General features: G+C 63.4%; 14 protein-coding genes. 8 read left to right on the plus strand and 6 right to left on the minus strand.

What is annotated here, in order from left to right:
* Positions 1-85: 85 nt before the first annotated feature.
* The 3 genes from VQ044_RS06830 to VQ044_RS06840 form a co-directional block, all read right to left on the minus strand.
* Complete coding sequence (locus VQ044_RS06830; RefSeq protein ID WP_327626294.1) at positions 86-361, minus strand: helix-turn-helix domain-containing protein; 276 nt, start codon at positions 359-361, stop codon at positions 86-88.
* Positions 354-614, minus strand: coding sequence for a BrnT family toxin (locus VQ044_RS06835; RefSeq protein ID WP_327648844.1), 261 nt, complete (start codon positions 612-614; stop codon positions 354-356). Before VQ044_RS06835 ends, VQ044_RS06830 begins: the two co-directional genes overlap by 8 nt.
* 86 nt (positions 615-700) lie before the next feature.
* Positions 701-1,666 (minus strand): small ribosomal subunit Rsm22 family protein, encoded by a 966-nt coding sequence (locus tag VQ044_RS06840; RefSeq protein ID WP_327648845.1) that lies wholly within the window; start codon positions 1,664-1,666, stop codon positions 701-703.
* Positions 1,667-1,849: 183 nt separating this feature from the next.
* Here VQ044_RS06840 and VQ044_RS06845 point away from each other — a divergent pair, with 183 nt between their 5' ends.
* Both VQ044_RS06845 and VQ044_RS06850 read left to right on the plus strand, forming a co-directional pair.
* Complete coding sequence (locus tag VQ044_RS06845) at positions 1,850-3,295, plus strand: homospermidine synthase (protein ID WP_327648847.1); 1,446 nt, start codon at positions 1,850-1,852, stop codon at positions 3,293-3,295.
* Positions 3,296-3,409: 114 nt separating this feature from the next.
* On the plus strand, positions 3,410-3,856 hold the full coding sequence (locus VQ044_RS06850; protein WP_327648849.1) for a nuclear transport factor 2 family protein: 447 nt from the start codon (positions 3,410-3,412) through the stop codon (positions 3,854-3,856).
* A 22-nt stretch (positions 3,857-3,878) separates the two neighbouring features.
* On the opposite strand, the gene VQ044_RS06855 is transcribed toward VQ044_RS06850, so the two are convergent.
* Complete coding sequence (locus tag VQ044_RS06855) at positions 3,879-4,646, minus strand: STAS/SEC14 domain-containing protein (RefSeq protein ID WP_327648851.1); 768 nt, start codon at positions 4,644-4,646, stop codon at positions 3,879-3,881.
* 803 nt (positions 4,647-5,449) lie between these two features.
* Here VQ044_RS06855 and hemH point away from each other — a divergent pair.
* The 3 genes from hemH (at position 5,450) to VQ044_RS06870 (ending at position 8,099) form a co-directional block, all read left to right on the plus strand.
* Positions 5,450-6,511 (plus strand): ferrochelatase, encoded by a 1,062-nt coding sequence (hemH, locus tag VQ044_RS06860; protein ID WP_327648852.1) that lies wholly within the window; start codon positions 5,450-5,452, stop codon positions 6,509-6,511.
* A gap of 122 nt (positions 6,512-6,633) precedes the next feature.
* Positions 6,634-7,638 (plus strand): SPFH domain-containing protein, encoded by a 1,005-nt coding sequence (locus tag VQ044_RS06865; protein WP_327648853.1) that lies wholly within the window; start codon positions 6,634-6,636, stop codon positions 7,636-7,638.
* Positions 7,635-8,099 carry an NfeD family protein gene (locus VQ044_RS06870; RefSeq protein ID WP_327648854.1) on the plus strand — a complete coding sequence of 155 codons (465 nt, stop codon included), beginning with the start codon at positions 7,635-7,637 and terminating at the stop codon, positions 8,097-8,099. Before VQ044_RS06865 ends, VQ044_RS06870 begins: the two co-directional genes overlap by 4 nt.
* 24 nt (positions 8,100-8,123) lie before the next feature.
* Here the strand turns inward: VQ044_RS06870 and VQ044_RS06875 are convergent, their stop codons facing one another.
* Entirely contained in the window at positions 8,124-9,119 is a 996-nt protein-coding gene (locus tag VQ044_RS06875; RefSeq protein ID WP_327648862.1) for a KpsF/GutQ family sugar-phosphate isomerase, read from the minus strand.
* Between the two features lie 467 nt (positions 9,120-9,586).
* Between VQ044_RS06875 and VQ044_RS06880 the strand changes: the two genes are divergently transcribed.
* Positions 9,587-11,065, plus strand: a complete 1,479-nt coding sequence (locus VQ044_RS06880) for an outer membrane beta-barrel protein (protein ID WP_327623380.1) — start codon at positions 9,587-9,589, stop codon at positions 11,063-11,065.
* A 22-nt stretch (positions 11,066-11,087) separates the two neighbouring features.
* Here VQ044_RS06880 and galU read toward each other — a convergent pair whose 3' ends face one another.
* Positions 11,088-11,993, minus strand: coding sequence for a UTP--glucose-1-phosphate uridylyltransferase GalU (gene galU, locus VQ044_RS06885; RefSeq protein ID WP_327623381.1), 906 nt, complete (start codon positions 11,991-11,993; stop codon positions 11,088-11,090).
* Positions 11,994-12,228: 235 nt separating this feature from the next.
* Between galU and VQ044_RS06890 the strand changes: the two genes are divergently transcribed.
* Both VQ044_RS06890 and VQ044_RS06895 read left to right on the plus strand, forming a co-directional pair.
* Positions 12,229-13,449 carry a lytic murein transglycosylase gene (locus VQ044_RS06890; RefSeq protein ID WP_327623461.1) on the plus strand — a complete coding sequence of 407 codons (1,221 nt, stop codon included), beginning with the start codon at positions 12,229-12,231 and terminating at the stop codon, positions 13,447-13,449.
* A gap of 25 nt (positions 13,450-13,474) precedes the next feature.
* On the plus strand, positions 13,475-14,914 hold the full coding sequence (locus VQ044_RS06895; RefSeq protein ID WP_327648857.1) for an SGNH/GDSL hydrolase family protein: 1,440 nt from the start codon (positions 13,475-13,477) through the stop codon (positions 14,912-14,914).
* The last annotated feature ends 38 nt before the right edge of the window (positions 14,915-14,952 follow it).

Consider the following 14,952-nt stretch of genomic DNA (forward strand, 5'->3'; position numbering starts at 1 on the left):
ACGTCATTGCTTGGTCAACTTGGCGACGCGCCCACCAAGCCGCAGCTCGACAAGCGCATCTCAGATCCAAAGAGCAACTGTAATGTTAGGCCGCGCTTTGCCGTTGCAGGCGCTGCCGCATGCCATCGGGATCGTCGTAGATGATGTTGATCATGTGCTGCGCGAAGGCGTCCGGCTCGGTCCGGCGCTGTTCCCAGTTTTGGAGCGTCGCGCACGGAACGCGCAAAAGCGCCGCGAAGTCGCGCTGGCTCAGGCTCAAGCGCGCGCGCGTCGCCTGAAGTTTCAAAGCGCTGTCCAGGGGCGCGGCATCGAACGCGCTCCAGTCAGGACTTGGATCGGGATACGTCGGATTGTCAGCCAAAGCGTGCTCGCTCCCGTTGGTTTGCCTTGCGTACGGAGATGATCCGGGGACCCTCTTCGCGCACCGTATAGACGCAGACGTAAAGCCGACCATCGATACGGCCGAAACAAACGATTCGACGCTCCCCGTACTCGAAGCGCGTATCCTCAAATTCGATGACACGCCCGGCGATGATGTCGAAGCCGAGTTTGAGAGAAAGACCACGCTCCGTGCGGTTGCGGCGGTCCTTTTTCGGATCGAACGGCTCCGCCATGATCGATCATCATACGCTAACAGCGGACAGCAGACCAGCCCATGCCACGGTTTGTCGATCGTTTCGCCAATCCACGGGTTCCCCCCTCATTCCAGGGCATCGCCCCAGTCGAGGCGGCGGGCGGTGCGGAACATTTCGCCCTCGCGCTTGGTGACGAGCCGCTCCCGCAACTGCCCGTCGGACGTACAGAGTTTCAACTGCACCTTGCCGCTGCCGCTTCGGGGCGAGGCCAGGACGCGGGCGGTCAATGGCACGGCCGGTCGGCGGGCGACCGCCAGATAGGCGAATTTCTCGTCCTCGTAGGGAACCGTCCCGCGCTTGGCGAGACGGTGAGTGCGCGAGCGGGCGACCCGTTGAGCGAAATGGCACCAGTCGGGCGCGGCGACAGGACAGACTTTGGCATGCGGACACGGCGCCAGCAGCTGCGCGCCCCCGGCCAGCAGCTGTTCGCGCGCGGCGAGGACGCGTTGCCAGCCAGCCGGTGTGCCGGGTTCGACAATCACTAGGACATCGCGCGTGAACCGCCACAGCCGCGAGACGAGCGGCCCCCGAGCCTCGGGCGCCAATTCGTCCAGGACATAGGCGAGCGTCACCAGATCAGCCGGCGCGCACTCCGCCAGATTCGCTGTCGCATCGCCGCGCACCCAGCGCGTCGCCACCGCCAATCCCTCTTCCGCGAGCGCCTGGCCAACGGCGAGCGCAGGCGCGCTCGCCTCCACCAGCGTCGCCTCGCGCAAGCTTTCGAAGGCATCGCTGGCGGCCCAAAGCGCCGTGCCCGGCCCGGCACCGATATCGAGAAGCGTGTCTGGCGCGAAATCCGGACGCCGCAGCGTGATCTGCTCCAGGCTGGCCCGGATTGCGGCGAAGGTCGCCGGCATGCGGGCGGCCAGATAGGCGAGCACCGCCGGCTCGCCATCGAGGTGCTGACGCCCGTCGCGGATCTCGGCACGGTAGCGTCCCGACAGCCGTTCGCCCGCGCTCCGCAGATCATCGAGCGCATGGCGGTCGAGCCGTGCGTCGAGCGCCTGTCTCAACGCGGCAGGAAGTTGCATCGTACGACCTGTCGCAATTGTGATCTCGAAGATCTCGCCGCCGTGTCGACAACGGCCGTTTCGCCCCTTCGATCATGCCGCCCGATCATCGCGCTCTCTCACCCTGCTCTTCCATTCGTCGTCGAACTGCTCTAGCGGCTTCGCGCAACGTTCCGGCGCAACAATCATCGAAAGGGATGCCGCATGGCCAAGAAGAACCACCCGGTCCACGCCAAGATCACCGGCCCGGTCGTGATGATCGGTTTCGGCTCGATCGGCAAGGGCACCCTGCCGCTGATCGAACGCCATTTCGACTACGACAAACAGCGAATGACGGTCATCGATCCGAACGACGCCGACAAGCATCTTCTCGACGAACGCGGCATCCGCTTCGTCAACGAGGCCGTGACCCGGAAAAACTACCGGGATCTGTTGACCCCGCTGCTCACCGAGGGCGACGGCCAGGGCTTTTGCGTCAACCTGTCGGTCGATACCGGGTCGCTCGACCTGATCAAGCTCTGCCGGGAACTCGGCGTGCTCTATATCGACACCGTGGTCGAGCCGTGGCTCGGCTTTTACTTCGACGAGTCTCTCTCCAACGCCGATCGCACCAACTATGCCCTGCGCGAGACCGTCCGTAAGGAAAAGCGCAAGAATCCGGGCGGGACAACCGCCGTTTCCTGCTGCGGTGCCAATCCGGGCATGGTCTCCTGGTTCGTCAAACAGGCCCTGGTCGACGTCGCCCGTGAAGTCGGCCTCGATTTCGAGGAGCCGGCGCAGGACGACCGCGACGGCTGGGCCAAGCTGATGAAGAAGGCCGGCGTCAAGGGCATCCACATCGCCGAGCGCGACACCCAGCTCGCCAAGGCGCCGAAGCCGATGAACGTGTTCTGGAACACTTGGTCGGTCGAGGGTTTCCTGTCGGAAGGCATGCAGCCGGCGGAACTTGGCTGGGGCACCCATGAGAAGTGGATGCCGAAGAACGCCAACAAGCACAAGAAGGGCCACCAGTCGGCGATCTATCTGGAGCAGCCGGGCGCCAATACGCGGGTGCGGACCTGGTGCCCGACGCCGGGCGCGCAATACGGTTTCCTCGTCACCCACAACGAGTCGATCTCGATCGCGGACTTCTTCACCCATCGCAACCGCGACGACGAAGTGACCTACCGACCGACCTGCCACTACGCCTATCACCCCTGCAACGACGCGGTATTGTCGCTGCATGAGCTGTTCGGCGCGGCTGGCAAGATTCAGCCGGAGCATCATGTCCTCGACGAAAGCGAGTTGACCGACGGCATCGACGAACTCGGCGTCTTGCTCTACGGTCACGATAAGAACGCCTATTGGTATGGCTCGCAGCTGTCGCTGGAGGAAACCCGCAAGCTCGCGCCCTACCAGAATGCCACCGGCCTGCAGGTGACCTCGGCTGTCCTGGCGGGAATGGTCTGGGCGCTGGAAAATCCCGAAGCCGGCATCGTCGAGACCGACGAAATGGACTACAAGCGCTGCCTCGAGGTGCAGTCCCCCTATCTTGGTCCGGTCAAGGGATATTACACCGACTGGACGCCGTTGACAGATCGTCCGGGCCTCTTCCCCGAAGACCTTGATGAAAAAGACCCCTGGCAGTTCCGGAACATCCTCGTTCGCTGAGCATTTAACGTCCGGGTGCGCTTATGCGCATTCGACTGGCGATGCGGCGTCGGGACGGATGAGGTCTAAGATATGAGGGATCGGGCTTGAATCCGGTCCCTCCCGGAGCAAAGCATGGCTGATACCGACGCGAAGCGCGCGGTCGTCGAAGAGGTGATGGAAACGGTGATGGCGGGAGCGGGCGGGACGATCGCCCGGCATTTCGCTCCCGGCGCCAAAGTTTCCCAGCGTAGCAACGCCGAACAGTCTGACATGCCCTGGTTCGGGCGAATGGAGGGCGAATTCGAGCTTCAGGGAGAGGAACAGGCGCGGGCGTTCTTCGACGAGATGTTCAAGCGCACCACCTATCTCTCCTACGAGTTGCGCGGTCTGGTGTGCGAGATGGACGAAGCGGCCAGCCGATGCGACTGGTCACGCCGGGATGATAAGACCGGGACGCTGATCACCGGGACGACCATGTATTGGTTCACCTTCACCAGCGACGACCGCATACGGTCGATCGAGACGATCGGTTCGATTCATTCCGTCATCCCGTCCCGCAAGGCCGAACCCGTCGGCTAAAGCGACGGCAAAGCACGTTACGCTACAAGATTGGCTCGGCCTCGACCCAGGCCCAGGCTTCGGCCTCCCGCTCCGCCGGAAACGTTCGCATGTCGACATCGAACAGCGGATTCATCGTAGAGATCATTTTGGACATCCATCCGGGCGCGCCGACGATGGCGTAGCGCTCCACCTTCCGCATGGCCGCGAGCTTCATGGGGATCAGACCGCTCTGCATGAGGATGGCCGGATCGAAGCCGCCCAGATGCTTGATGCGGCCGAGCAGGCGGACTTTGTCATGACGGTCGAATAGAGCGTTGATCTCGGCGAGTACGGTCGGGAATTCCGCCTCCGAGATCACGCCGTCGACCTCGAAAGCGAGCACGTCGTCCCGCGATGTCGGCAGGAACCGCACCGCCGGGGTATCGGCCTGTGGCAGCGCGGGAAGCTCGGCGGCCCATTTTAGTGCCTCATCGACCCGTTCCGGAGCGAAGCTCTTCATTTCGAAATTCGGGAACAACGGGCTGAAGAAGCCGATCACCGCACGGGGCCATTCCTTGTCCGAGATCACGGCGCCGCGCCTGAATTGACGGATGTGCGACAGGAATTCCAGGTCGGCTTTCATCCCCTCCAGCAATGCGTCGGCATCCATGTCCGAAAGGCCCGTGACATCGACACACAGGCTGACGACGTCATGCGTGCTCAGCATCGCTTCCAGCAGATCCTTGTAACTCTTGATATCCTCTCCGGTGACCTTGCCACTCAGCCGGAATGCCAAAACATGGCTCGGGGCGGCCAGTTGCGCGAACATCGTAATCTCCTTTGGTGCGTGCGTACGACCAGGGATGATGTCACCGGCGACGCTGCGGCCCTTTGATCGAAAGCAATTCATTTGAACAAAATGCGATAGACTTTTAATCGACGCGTGGAATAGGCTTGCACGACTGGTTTCGTGGTTTGCCCCCGTTGGGGTTCGGTTCGGCAGGTGATCCTCCGCCTGGAGGGTGCCGCACCTAGATTTTTGGGGTTCTTCTGATGCGTCGTCTCGCTATTTCGCTCCTGGTCGCGACTTTTGCTCTCAGCGCCTGCCAGACCGAGCAGCGGGCCGAGGTGGTTTCCCGATTGCCCCAGCAAAACGCCTTCGCACCTGGTGTGGAAGGACGCTGGGCGTCTATCGGTGGACCCGTTGCCTATTCCGCCGTCTTTCAAAACGGCCGGTTTACGTCGGCAGAATCAGCCACTAACGGCCTGCTAGCCGAGGGCAGTTACTTTTCGAGCGGCCCGAATCAGCTCAGTCTGAATTTCAAATCGGTGAAGCGGGGCGTTCAAGTTGCAGCTAATTGCAATCATGGTGGGGGACAGATGGTTTGCACCTCATCCGACGGATCTCGCTTCGAGCTCGCCCGCGCCTGAGGAATTTTGGCGCAGCGGCCGATAGCCTCGACCCGCTTCACCCTCCGGCAAAATTTCCTATATCCGGTCTTAACCGACGGCCTCCGACAAGCCGGAATAACATTCGGGCCGTTGCCGGGTCACACGGTCGCGTCGACCTGTGGCTGGCCCGGCGACGAGCCATGCGAGACTGTGCCCGCGAGACTGTGCAAGGACGCGACGATGACTGCCCTGACCAAGACGATCGCCGAGCGGGCGATCGGCCCCCTCCCCGCGGGCCATCCGCCGGTCAAACAGCCGAAGGTCGGCGTTCTCCTGGTCAATCTCGGCACGCCCGACGGCACTGATTACAAGTCGATGCGGCGCTATCTGAAGGAGTTCCTTTCCGACAAGCGGGTCATCGAGTGGCCGCGCGCCGCCTGGTATCCAATCCTCTACGGCATCGTGCTCAACACGCGGCCGAAGAAGTCCGGCGCCGCCTATGCCCAGATCTGGAACAAGGAGCGCAACGAATCGCCCCTGCGGACCTTTACGCGGGCCCAAGGCGAGAAACTGGCGGCGCGCATGGCCGGCGAAGCCTCGGTCGTCGTCGACTGGGCCATGCGCTACGGCCAGCCCTCGATCGCCGAGCGCACCGACGCCCTTCTGGACCAGGGCTGCGAGCGCATCCTGGTGTATCCGCTCTACCCGCAATACGCCGCCTCGACGACGGCAACGGTGAACGACAAGTTCTTCCAGCACATGATGGGCAAGCGCTGGATGCCAGCCGTGCGCACCGTCCCGGCCTATCACGACGAGCCCGTCTATATCGACGCGCTCGCCCGCTCGATCGAAACCCACCTCGCCGGACTCGATTATGAACCCGAGCGGGTGATCACCTCCTATCACGGCATTCCGCAGAGCTATTTCCGAAAGGGCGATCCCTATCACTGCCACTGCCAGAAGACCTCGCGGCTACTGGAGGAGCGGCTCGGCTGGCAGCCGGGCCGGCTGATGACCACCTTCCAGTCCCGCTTCGGGCCGGAGGAATGGCTGCAGCCCTATACCGACAAGACCGTCGAGGCATTGGCCAAGGAGGGGATCAAGCGCATCGCGGTACTCAATCCCGGCTTCGTCTCCGACTGCCTTGAGACTTTGGAGGAGATCGCTGGCGAGGCCGGCGAGATCTTCCACGAGGCCGGCGGCGAAAAGTTCAGCCACATCCCCTGCCTCAACGACTCCGAACCGGGCATGGACGTCATCGAAGCGATGGTACGGCGGGAACTGAGGGGTTGGATCGACTGAGCCCGATTGTCCGCATCGGCGGAAGATCGCTTGCGTCGCGCACCGCCTGACGCGATAGTCAAACACCGGTCGGTGATACGGGTCCGCGCCGAGCGACACCGTCCCGAGCGAGTGGAGGTGACATGCTCTCGGGCTCTGGAATTTTCGTCCTCGTTCTACTGTTCTTCGCGATCGTCGTTCTGTTCTCGACGGTCAAGACGGTACCGCAGGGCTACAACTACACAGTCGAGAAATTCGGCCGTTACACCCGCACCCTGACGCCGGGCCTCAACATCATCCTGCCGTTCATCGAGCGCGTCGGGCGCAAGCTCAACATGATGGAGCAGGTGCTGGACGTGCCGACCCAGGAGGTCATCACCCGCGACAACGCCTCGGTCGCGGCAGACGGCGTCGCCTTCTATCAGGTGCTCGATGCCGCCGCCGCCGCCTACGAGGTCTCCGGGCTGGAAAACGCCATTCTCAATCTCGTCATGACCAATCTGCGCTCGGTCATGGGATCGATGGACCTCGACGACCTTCTGTCGAACCGCGACGCGATTTCGGAAAAAATCCTGCGCGTCGTCGATCAGGCGGCCAGCAGCTGGGGGATCAAGATCACCCGCATCGAGATCAAGGACATCAACCCGCCGAAGAACCTCGTCGATTCCATGGCGCGGCAGATGATGGCCGAGCGTGAGAAGCGCGCCGAAATCCTGGAAGCCGAAGGTTCGCGCAATGCGGCGATCCTGAGGGCCGAGGGCGAAAAACAGTCGCAGATCCTGCAGGCCGAGGGCAAGCGCGAAGCAGCGTGGCGCGAAGCCGAGGCGCGCGAGCGGTTGGCCGAGGCGGAGGCGACCGCCACCCGCGTCGTCTCCGAGGCGATCGCCGCCGGCGACATCCAGGCGATCAACTATTTCGTCGCGCAAAAATACACCGAAGCCCTCGCCAAGATCGCCTCGGCGCCCAATCAGCGTGTCGTGCTGATGCCGCTGGAAGCCTCCTCGCTGATCGGCTCGATCGCCGGCATCGCCGAGGTCGCCCGCGCCACCTTCGGCGAATCCGGCCAGGCCGCCTCGCGAACCACCCCGCGCGTACCCGCGAGCGGCAACCGTGCGCCTGAGTCGCCACTGGGACGGAGCGAAGCGTGAGCGTCCTCATCGAGGCGCTATCGGACTATGGCTGGTGGATTCTCGGCCTCGTTCTGCTCGCGCTCGAAGTCGTCCTGCCGGGTGTTTATCTGCTTTTCTTCGGCATCGCGGCGCTGATCGTCGGCATGAACACCCTGTTTCTCGGCACCGGCGGCTGGTTCGGCTGGGAACAGCAGGTTCTCGCCTTCGTCGTGCTGTCGGCCATCAGCGTCTATCTCGGGCGGCGCTGGTACGGCTCGAAAAGCGAGGCCGGCGGATCCGGTTTGCTCAACCGCCGAACCCGCCGTCTGATCGGCCGCGAGGCGGTATTGACCCAGGCGATCGTCAACGGTCGCGGCCGCGTCGCCATCGAGGATAGCTGGTGGAGCGTCGAGGGCCCGGATCTGCCCGAGGCCAGCCGCGTGCGCATTATCGGCGCGACGGGATCGGTTCTGACGGTGGAGCCTGTCCAGCCACTCTGACGGGCCGTTTGCCGTGCCCCGCAGTCAGGCGACGCCGATCCGCAACAAATCGTGCAGATGCACGATCCCGACCGGTCGCTTTTGGCGCACCACCATCAAAGCCGTGATGTTGAGGCTGTTGACGATGTCCAGCGCCTTGACGGTCAGGGTTTCCGGCTCGATCGTCTTGGGGTCGCGGGTCATCACCGCGTCGACCGTCTGCCTGAGAAGGTCGTCGCCCAGATGCCGGCGCAGATCTCCGTCGGTGACGATGCCGGTGAGGCACCCATCTGGATCGACCACGGCCACGCAACCGAAACCCATGCGCGACATCACGATGATCGCTTCCGACATCGGCGTGCCGGACGGAACCAGCGGCATCGCCTCGCCGACATGCATGATGTCGCCGACATGCATCAGGCTCGCACCCAGCTGACCACCGGGATGGAAGACCCGGAAGTCGCCCGGCGTGAAGCCGCGACGCTCAAGCAGCGCGACGGCAAGGGCGTCGCCGAGCGCCACTTGCAGCGTCGTCGAGGTAGTCGGAGCCAGGCCGTGCGGACAGGCTTCGGCGACCCGCGGCAATGTCAGCGCCTCGTCGGCCTCGCGTCCGAGCGTCGAATCGGAGCGGGACGTGACCGCGACGAGCGGAATACGGAAGCGCCGTGAATAGGCAACGATCCCCTTCAGCTCGGTGGTCTCCCCGGACCACGACATGGCGAGGATGGCATCGTCCCGACCGATCATGCCGAGATCGCCGTGATTGGCCTCGGCCGGATGGACGAAGAACGCCGGGGTACCGGTCGAGGCGAAGGTTGCCGCGATCTTGGCGCCGATATGCCCGCTCTTACCAACGCCGGTGACGATCAGCCGGCCCTTGATGCCTTGAATGATATCGAGAACGCGCTCGAACGGCGCCGCCATGCCGGTCTTCAACAGACCCGCCAGCGTCATCAGCCCCTCGGCTTCGGTCTCGATCGTGCGCACGGCGGACTGCGCGCCGAGGCGCGCGCCGACGTTGTCAGGCTCGGGTTTGGGAATCACGTTCGTCGCATGCTCCTGTCGGGCTCCGCCATAACGGCTCCATCACCGTCGATCGCAGACCGTTGGGGCCAGATGATGACATGTGCGGGCATTCCAAGTCCACGACGGGATGCGCCCCCCCCCCGGTAACGACTTCTTAACCATGAAAATTTACCAATCGGCAAGCTCGGGTTTTGCCGCGCGTGCTCGCAGAAGGTGCAGACGACGCCGCGATGGTTTGGACATTCCACCGATTCCGATTGACGCTGGCCACCGCCGCTCTTGGCCTTGCCTCGTCTTTCCCATCCGGGCTAGGCCCGGTGGCGGCTTTCGGGCAGACGCTTTCCATGCCGGAACTTCGGACCGATGGGGAACTGCTCGGATCGCGGGGTCTCGATGGCTTGCGAACCAATACCCGCACCCTCGGCAGCGCGTCCCAAGAATTGAATGCCCCGGCTCCAACATTGCGTCCGCGAGACCGTCCGTTGCTCGACGAGGCCTTGGAGCCTCCGGCCAGCGAGCCCCCGAGGTCGATCCGGGAGTTCAACCTGTTCGACGGACCTGCGACCAAGGCGGACGCACTCGACACTACGATCCTTCGCGCGCGCCCGGCCGAACCGGTCAAGCCCGTGGATTCGCGATCCGTCCGCGTTGACGACGCTGCGAAAGATCAAGCCGCGCAAGACGAACTGCGCCGGCAGAACCGCCGTCCGTCGACCCGCCTTCAACCAAGCAACCCGCCGCTCGCCGCGGGCGTCGCCGGCGAAGCTCTGGCCGCTGATTCCAGCCTGCGGACCAACCGGCCGGCCGAGGCCATCGGCCGCATTATCCGCCGCCACGAGGCCGATCCCTTTGCGCCCGTCGGCATCCGCGCCGGCAGCCTGATACTCTATCCCGAGCTGATCCAGACCCTTGGCGCCTCGACCAATCTCGACAAGATCGCAGGCGGAGAAGGCGGCGTTTTCAGCGAGACGACCATCTCGGCGCGGCTCCTGTCCGACTGGTCGCATGACGAGGCGGAGCTGAACTCGCGTCTCACCTTCCGCCGAAATTTCTCCGGCGAGACCCGCGACGACCCGGAGGCGGCGGTCGATGGTCGATTGCGGTTCGACCTCGACCGCGTCACGACCGCAACGCTGAGGGGCGCGGTGGCGTATCGCCGCGAGGATGTTAGCGAAATCGACACCACCCTGCGCAATTCCGACCGCCCCGAGGTCCTCAACGCCTCGGCCTCGGCGCAACTTCAGCGCGATTTCGGCCGGCTGCGCGTCACCGGCACCGGAACCGCCGCCCGCGAGGCCTATTTTGGCCTGCCCTCGGGTTCCCCCGACCAGAGCTACACGACGCTCACGGCGGGGTTGAGAACAGGCTACGAACTGTCGCCGGCGCTCACGCCCTTCATCGAGGGCAGCGTCGGTTGGCGTTTGTTCGACGATTCGAACAACGGGGGGCCGAACGATGTCGAGCGGGATTCGCTGCTTCCCTCGCTGCGCGCGGGTCTGGCGCTGAACCTCACCGAGAAGCTGACTGGTGAGATCGCCGCAGGTTACGCCTGGAACCTGCCGGACGATCCGGCCGTCGAGGCGACCGGCACGCCAACCCTCGACGCCAATCTCGTCTGGTCGCCGCGACGCGGGACGGACATTACGATCGCCGCCCGCACCGCTTTCGATCCTGACACCACAGGCCAGTCCACCACGACATCCTACGAAGGGTCCATCGGCCTGCGGCGCGTGCTGACGGCGCGGGCCGACCTCACTGCGGCCCTGAGCGCCGAATACAGCGATTCGACGCTTCCCCAGGCCGACGAGACCACCCTGACCGGCGAGACCGGCATCACCTACTGGCTCAACCGAACCCTCGCCTTCACCGGCCTCTACAACCATCAGGAAGTCTATGCGCAATCGCCTGGCGGCGACTACAGCGCCGATACGATTCGTCTCGGTGTGAAGCTGCAGCGCTAAGAGGCCAGACGAGCGACATCCACTATTTTGCCGCGACGGCCTCGCCGTTCGGCTCCACCGTATGAATCAGCCGTTCGATATTATCGATCACCTTTTCCCGGATATCCGGGCGCCACAGGGCGAAGGCGACGTTGGCCTCGACAAAACCTTCCTTCGACCCGCAGTCGAAGGTCCGGCCGGCAAACGGATACGCCGAGAATTCCTGGCGGCCCGCCAGTTTCAGCATTGCGTCGGTGAGCTGGATTTCGTTGCCGGCGCCTTTTTCCTGGGTCTTCAGGATGTCGAAGATTTCCGGCTGCAGAATGTAGCGGCCCGAAATGTAGTAATTCGACGGCGCGTCGGCGGGCTGGGGTTTTTCCACCATGCCGTCGACACGGAAACCGGCCCCGACCGCCTCGCCCTCGCCGACGATGCCGTATTTCTGCGTCTCGTTCGGATCGCATTGTTCGACCGAGATCACATTGCCGCCAGCGGTTTCGTAAAGCTCGACCATCGCGGCCAGACAGCCCTTTTCCGCCTGCATGATCATGTCCGGCAAAAGCAGTGCGAACGGCTCGTTGCCGACGAGCTCGCGGGCGCACCAGACTGCGTGCCCGAGGCCGAGCGGGGCCTGCTGGCGGGTGAAACTCGCCGTGCCTGGCTTCGGCTGCAAATCGTCAAGCAGCGCCAGCTCCACCGACTTGCCGCGTTCGGCCAGGGTGTTGGAAAGCTCGACCTGGATGTCGAAATAGTCCTCGATGACCCCCTTGTTGCGGCCGGTGACGAAGATCAGGTGCTCGATCCCGGCCTCCCACGCCTCATCGACGACGTACTGGATGACCGGCCGATCGACGACCGTCAGCATTTCCTTCGGAATGGATTTCGTCGCCGGCAGGAAGCGCGTGCCAAGACCAGCGACAGGAAAGACGGCTTTTCTGACTTTTTTCATGATGGCTTGGTCCTCGGATTCGTGGCGACATGTCGCGAATAGGCCGCTGGGTGGACGCCGTTATTTGAGCATCCCGCCGCCTTTTCGCCGTGAAATAGCGAAACAACTCGGCAAAACCAGTCGACCGCGGGTTCGCGACCCTGCGGAGTGGTGAACGAACTCTTAACGACCTCGCCGTAGTCTTCCAACCTCGCTCAGCCGAATGAAATGACCAAGGAGAAGACACATGCAACGAATGACCGGACCCCGCTTGAGATGGCTCGGATCGGCCCTCGTCGCGGTGGTCGTCTCGATTTTTCTCGCGGCCCCGGCCTTCGCCGATGCCGGTTTCCAGCGGTGGATCCAGAATTTCGAGAGCGTTGCCGCGAAGAATGGCGTCAGCCGCAACGTCTATCGCGCCGCGTTCGCGGGCGTCACGTCGCCCGATCCGGATGTTCTTGAGAAAGCGCGCTACCAGCCTGAGTTCAAGGACACGGTGTGGGACTACGTCGACAACCGCGTCAACGACGAGCAGGTTGCCAAGGGCCATGCGATGCGCGCCAAATATGACAGCTGGCTCGATCGCATCGAAAAGCGTTTCGGCGTCGATCGCGACATCCTTTTGGCGATCTGGTCGATGGAGACAAATTACGGTCAGATTCTCACCCGCGACGACGTAATGAAGAGCTTGCCGCGCTCGCTTGCCACGCTTGCCTATCTCGACAAGCGGCGCGGCAAATTCGCGCGTCAGCAGCTCATCGCGGCGTTGAAGATCGCCCAGGCCGGCCAAGTCGCTCCGGACAAGCTGATCAGCTCATGGGCTGGTGCCATGGGCCACACCCAGTTCATCCCAACCAGTTACCTCGCCTACGCCGCTGACATCGACGGCGACGGTCGCGCGAACATCTGGGAATCGGTCCCCGACGCGCTCGCCACGGCTGCCAATCTCTTGCGCAAGAATGGCTGGCAGCCTGGCAAGACCTGGGGTTACGAAGTGGTCGTTCCGGACCGCTATCAGGGCAAGCTCGAGCGCGACAACCGCAGCCTGGGTGAATGGCAAAGCCTTGGATTTCTGCGGCCGAACGGGAAGGGTTTCCCCAATCCCTCGGACAATGCCAATCTGGTTCGTCTGGCCGGCGACAACGGACCGGCGTTTTTGATGACGAAGAACTTCTTCGTCCTGAAAAGCTACAACAACGCCGACAAATATGCGCTCGCCGTGGGCATGCTCGGCGACCGGATCGGCGGATATGGTGGGCTCTATCGCGACTGGCCGCGTGGTTACACGCCGCTTTCCAGCCAGGAGCGCTACGAACTCCAAAAGCATCTTGCCTCCAGAGGCCTTTATGACGGCAAGATCGATGGTAAGATCGGTTCCGGATCGAAATCGGCGATCATGTCGTTACAAGGTAGGGCCGGCATGGCGCAGGATGGCAATGCGTCCAAGGCACTGTTGGAGTTCCTCCGACGCAACTGACCCCAGAGCGGGAAGTAGAGGCCCCATGATGGCACGGCAGGCGACGATGGCAGGATGGCGGCGGGCGCGCTTGGCCTTCGTCGCAAGCTTGGCCGGTCTCGCGGTCCTGATCACCGGGTTGGCACCCGCAAGCACCGCCTCGGCCCAAGAGCGCCCACGGACCGTCCTGGAGATGCTGTTCGGCGGTGGTACGCGCGCCGTGCCGGAACGCCGTGTCATTCGCAAGAAGGTGATCCGTAAGAAGAAACCCTCGGCGCGCAAACCGGCCACGGCCAGCAGAAAGGCCAAGGTTCAGCGGAAGGCGCAACCGAGTTCACCCAAAAAGCCGCAACGTGCGAGCCAGAAGGCGACGACGCCTGCCAGCATCTCGCAGGTCGCTGAGAGCGAGCAGACACCCAAGGACGCCAATGCCCAGAAGGTGCTGGTAGTCGGCGATTTCCTTGCCGATTCCCTCGCTGATGGCCTCAACGCGATCTATGATGACAACGAAATGGTCACGGTCGAATCCCGGATCAACGGCTCGTCCGGGCTGGTGCGTGACGACTTCTATGACTGGCCGAACAATCTGGGTCCGATCATCGACGAAGAAAAGCCGGCGGTGCTCGTCATGATGATCGGGTCCAACGACCGGCAGCCGATCGAAATGGGATCGGGAACGCTGTCGCCACGATCCGAGACTTGGACGACGGAGTACGAAAAGCGCATCGGTGAAATCGCCGAGATCGTGAAGAACCGCAACGTGCCTCTGATCTGGGCCGGAATGCCGTCGTTCAAATTTGAGCGGATGAGCGAGGACATGGTCTTTCTCAACGATCTCTACCGCAAGGGCGCGACGAAGGTTTCCGGCCAATTCGTCGATATCTGGGAAGGCTTCGTCGACGCGAATGGCAGCTTCGTCTATTCGGGTCCAGGGGTCAGCGGCCAACAGGTGCAGCTTCGCAATTCCGACGGCATCACTATGACCGACGCCGGCGACGACAAGATGGCCTTTTTCGTGGAGCGCGCCATCGCCCGCGTCTTGAAGAACTCGGCCTCTCCCTTGATCAGCCTGTCGGACGAACAGTTGCCGAACATGCAATTGCCGCCGCTCGGCAATGCCGCCAACGCGGTGAGCGCGGCGCCCATGTCCATCGATGACCCGGCGCTCGCTGGGGCCGAAACGCTTCTGGGCGGCGGAGCGACCAGCGGCTTCACGCTGGAGCCATCGCCGCGCGACCGCCTCATCGCCGGCAACGGAACCGGAGACGTGCAAGGCCGCGCCGACAATTTCGCCTGGAACGAAAAGACCCGCGCCGTGGTGCCGGAGGGGCCGCCGATTGCCTATCGCGGCTCGCTGGACCTGAACGCCGTTCGCGCCTCCGAAGGCATCAAGCCGCCGGAAGAAATGCCGTCGATCGTCGATGCGATCATCCAGGATTGGGCCGACGATAACCAGGCCGCCAAGGGCGACGCCCCGGCCAACTGACTGCGATCAACGAAGCGCGGCGCGGCGAGTGACGCGCG

It is taken from the genome of Aurantimonas sp. C2-5-R2 (genome assembly GCF_036549495.1).
Classification (GTDB): domain Bacteria; phylum Pseudomonadota; class Alphaproteobacteria; order Rhizobiales; family Rhizobiaceae; genus Aurantimonas; species Aurantimonas coralicida_A.

Excerpts from the sequence above, each read along its gene's own strand:
- VQ044_RS06835 (WP_327648844.1), bottom strand. The coding sequence starts at position 614 with ATGGCGGAGCCGTTCGATCCGAAAAAGGACCGCCGCAACCGCACGGAG.
- VQ044_RS06840 (WP_327648845.1), bottom strand. The coding sequence starts at position 1,666 with ATGCAACTTCCTGCCGCGTTGAGACAGGCGCTCGACGCACGGCTCGAC.
- VQ044_RS06845 (WP_327648847.1), top strand. The coding sequence starts at position 1,850 with ATGGCCAAGAAGAACCACCCGGTCCACGCCAAGATCACCGGCCCGGTC.
- VQ044_RS06850 (WP_327648849.1), top strand. The coding sequence starts at position 3,410 with ATGGCTGATACCGACGCGAAGCGCGCGGTCGTCGAAGAGGTGATGGAA.
- VQ044_RS06855 (WP_327648851.1), bottom strand. The coding sequence starts at position 4,646 with ATGTTCGCGCAACTGGCCGCCCCGAGCCATGTTTTGGCATTCCGGCTG.
- hemH (WP_327648852.1), top strand. The coding sequence starts at position 5,450 with ATGACTGCCCTGACCAAGACGATCGCCGAGCGGGCGATCGGCCCCCTC.
- VQ044_RS06865 (WP_327648853.1), top strand. The coding sequence starts at position 6,634 with ATGCTCTCGGGCTCTGGAATTTTCGTCCTCGTTCTACTGTTCTTCGCG.
- galU (WP_327623381.1), bottom strand. The coding sequence starts at position 11,993 with ATGAAAAAAGTCAGAAAAGCCGTCTTTCCTGTCGCTGGTCTTGGCACG.
- VQ044_RS06890 (WP_327623461.1), top strand. The coding sequence starts at position 12,229 with ATGACCGGACCCCGCTTGAGATGGCTCGGATCGGCCCTCGTCGCGGTG.
- VQ044_RS06895 (WP_327648857.1), top strand. The coding sequence starts at position 13,475 with ATGATGGCACGGCAGGCGACGATGGCAGGATGGCGGCGGGCGCGCTTG.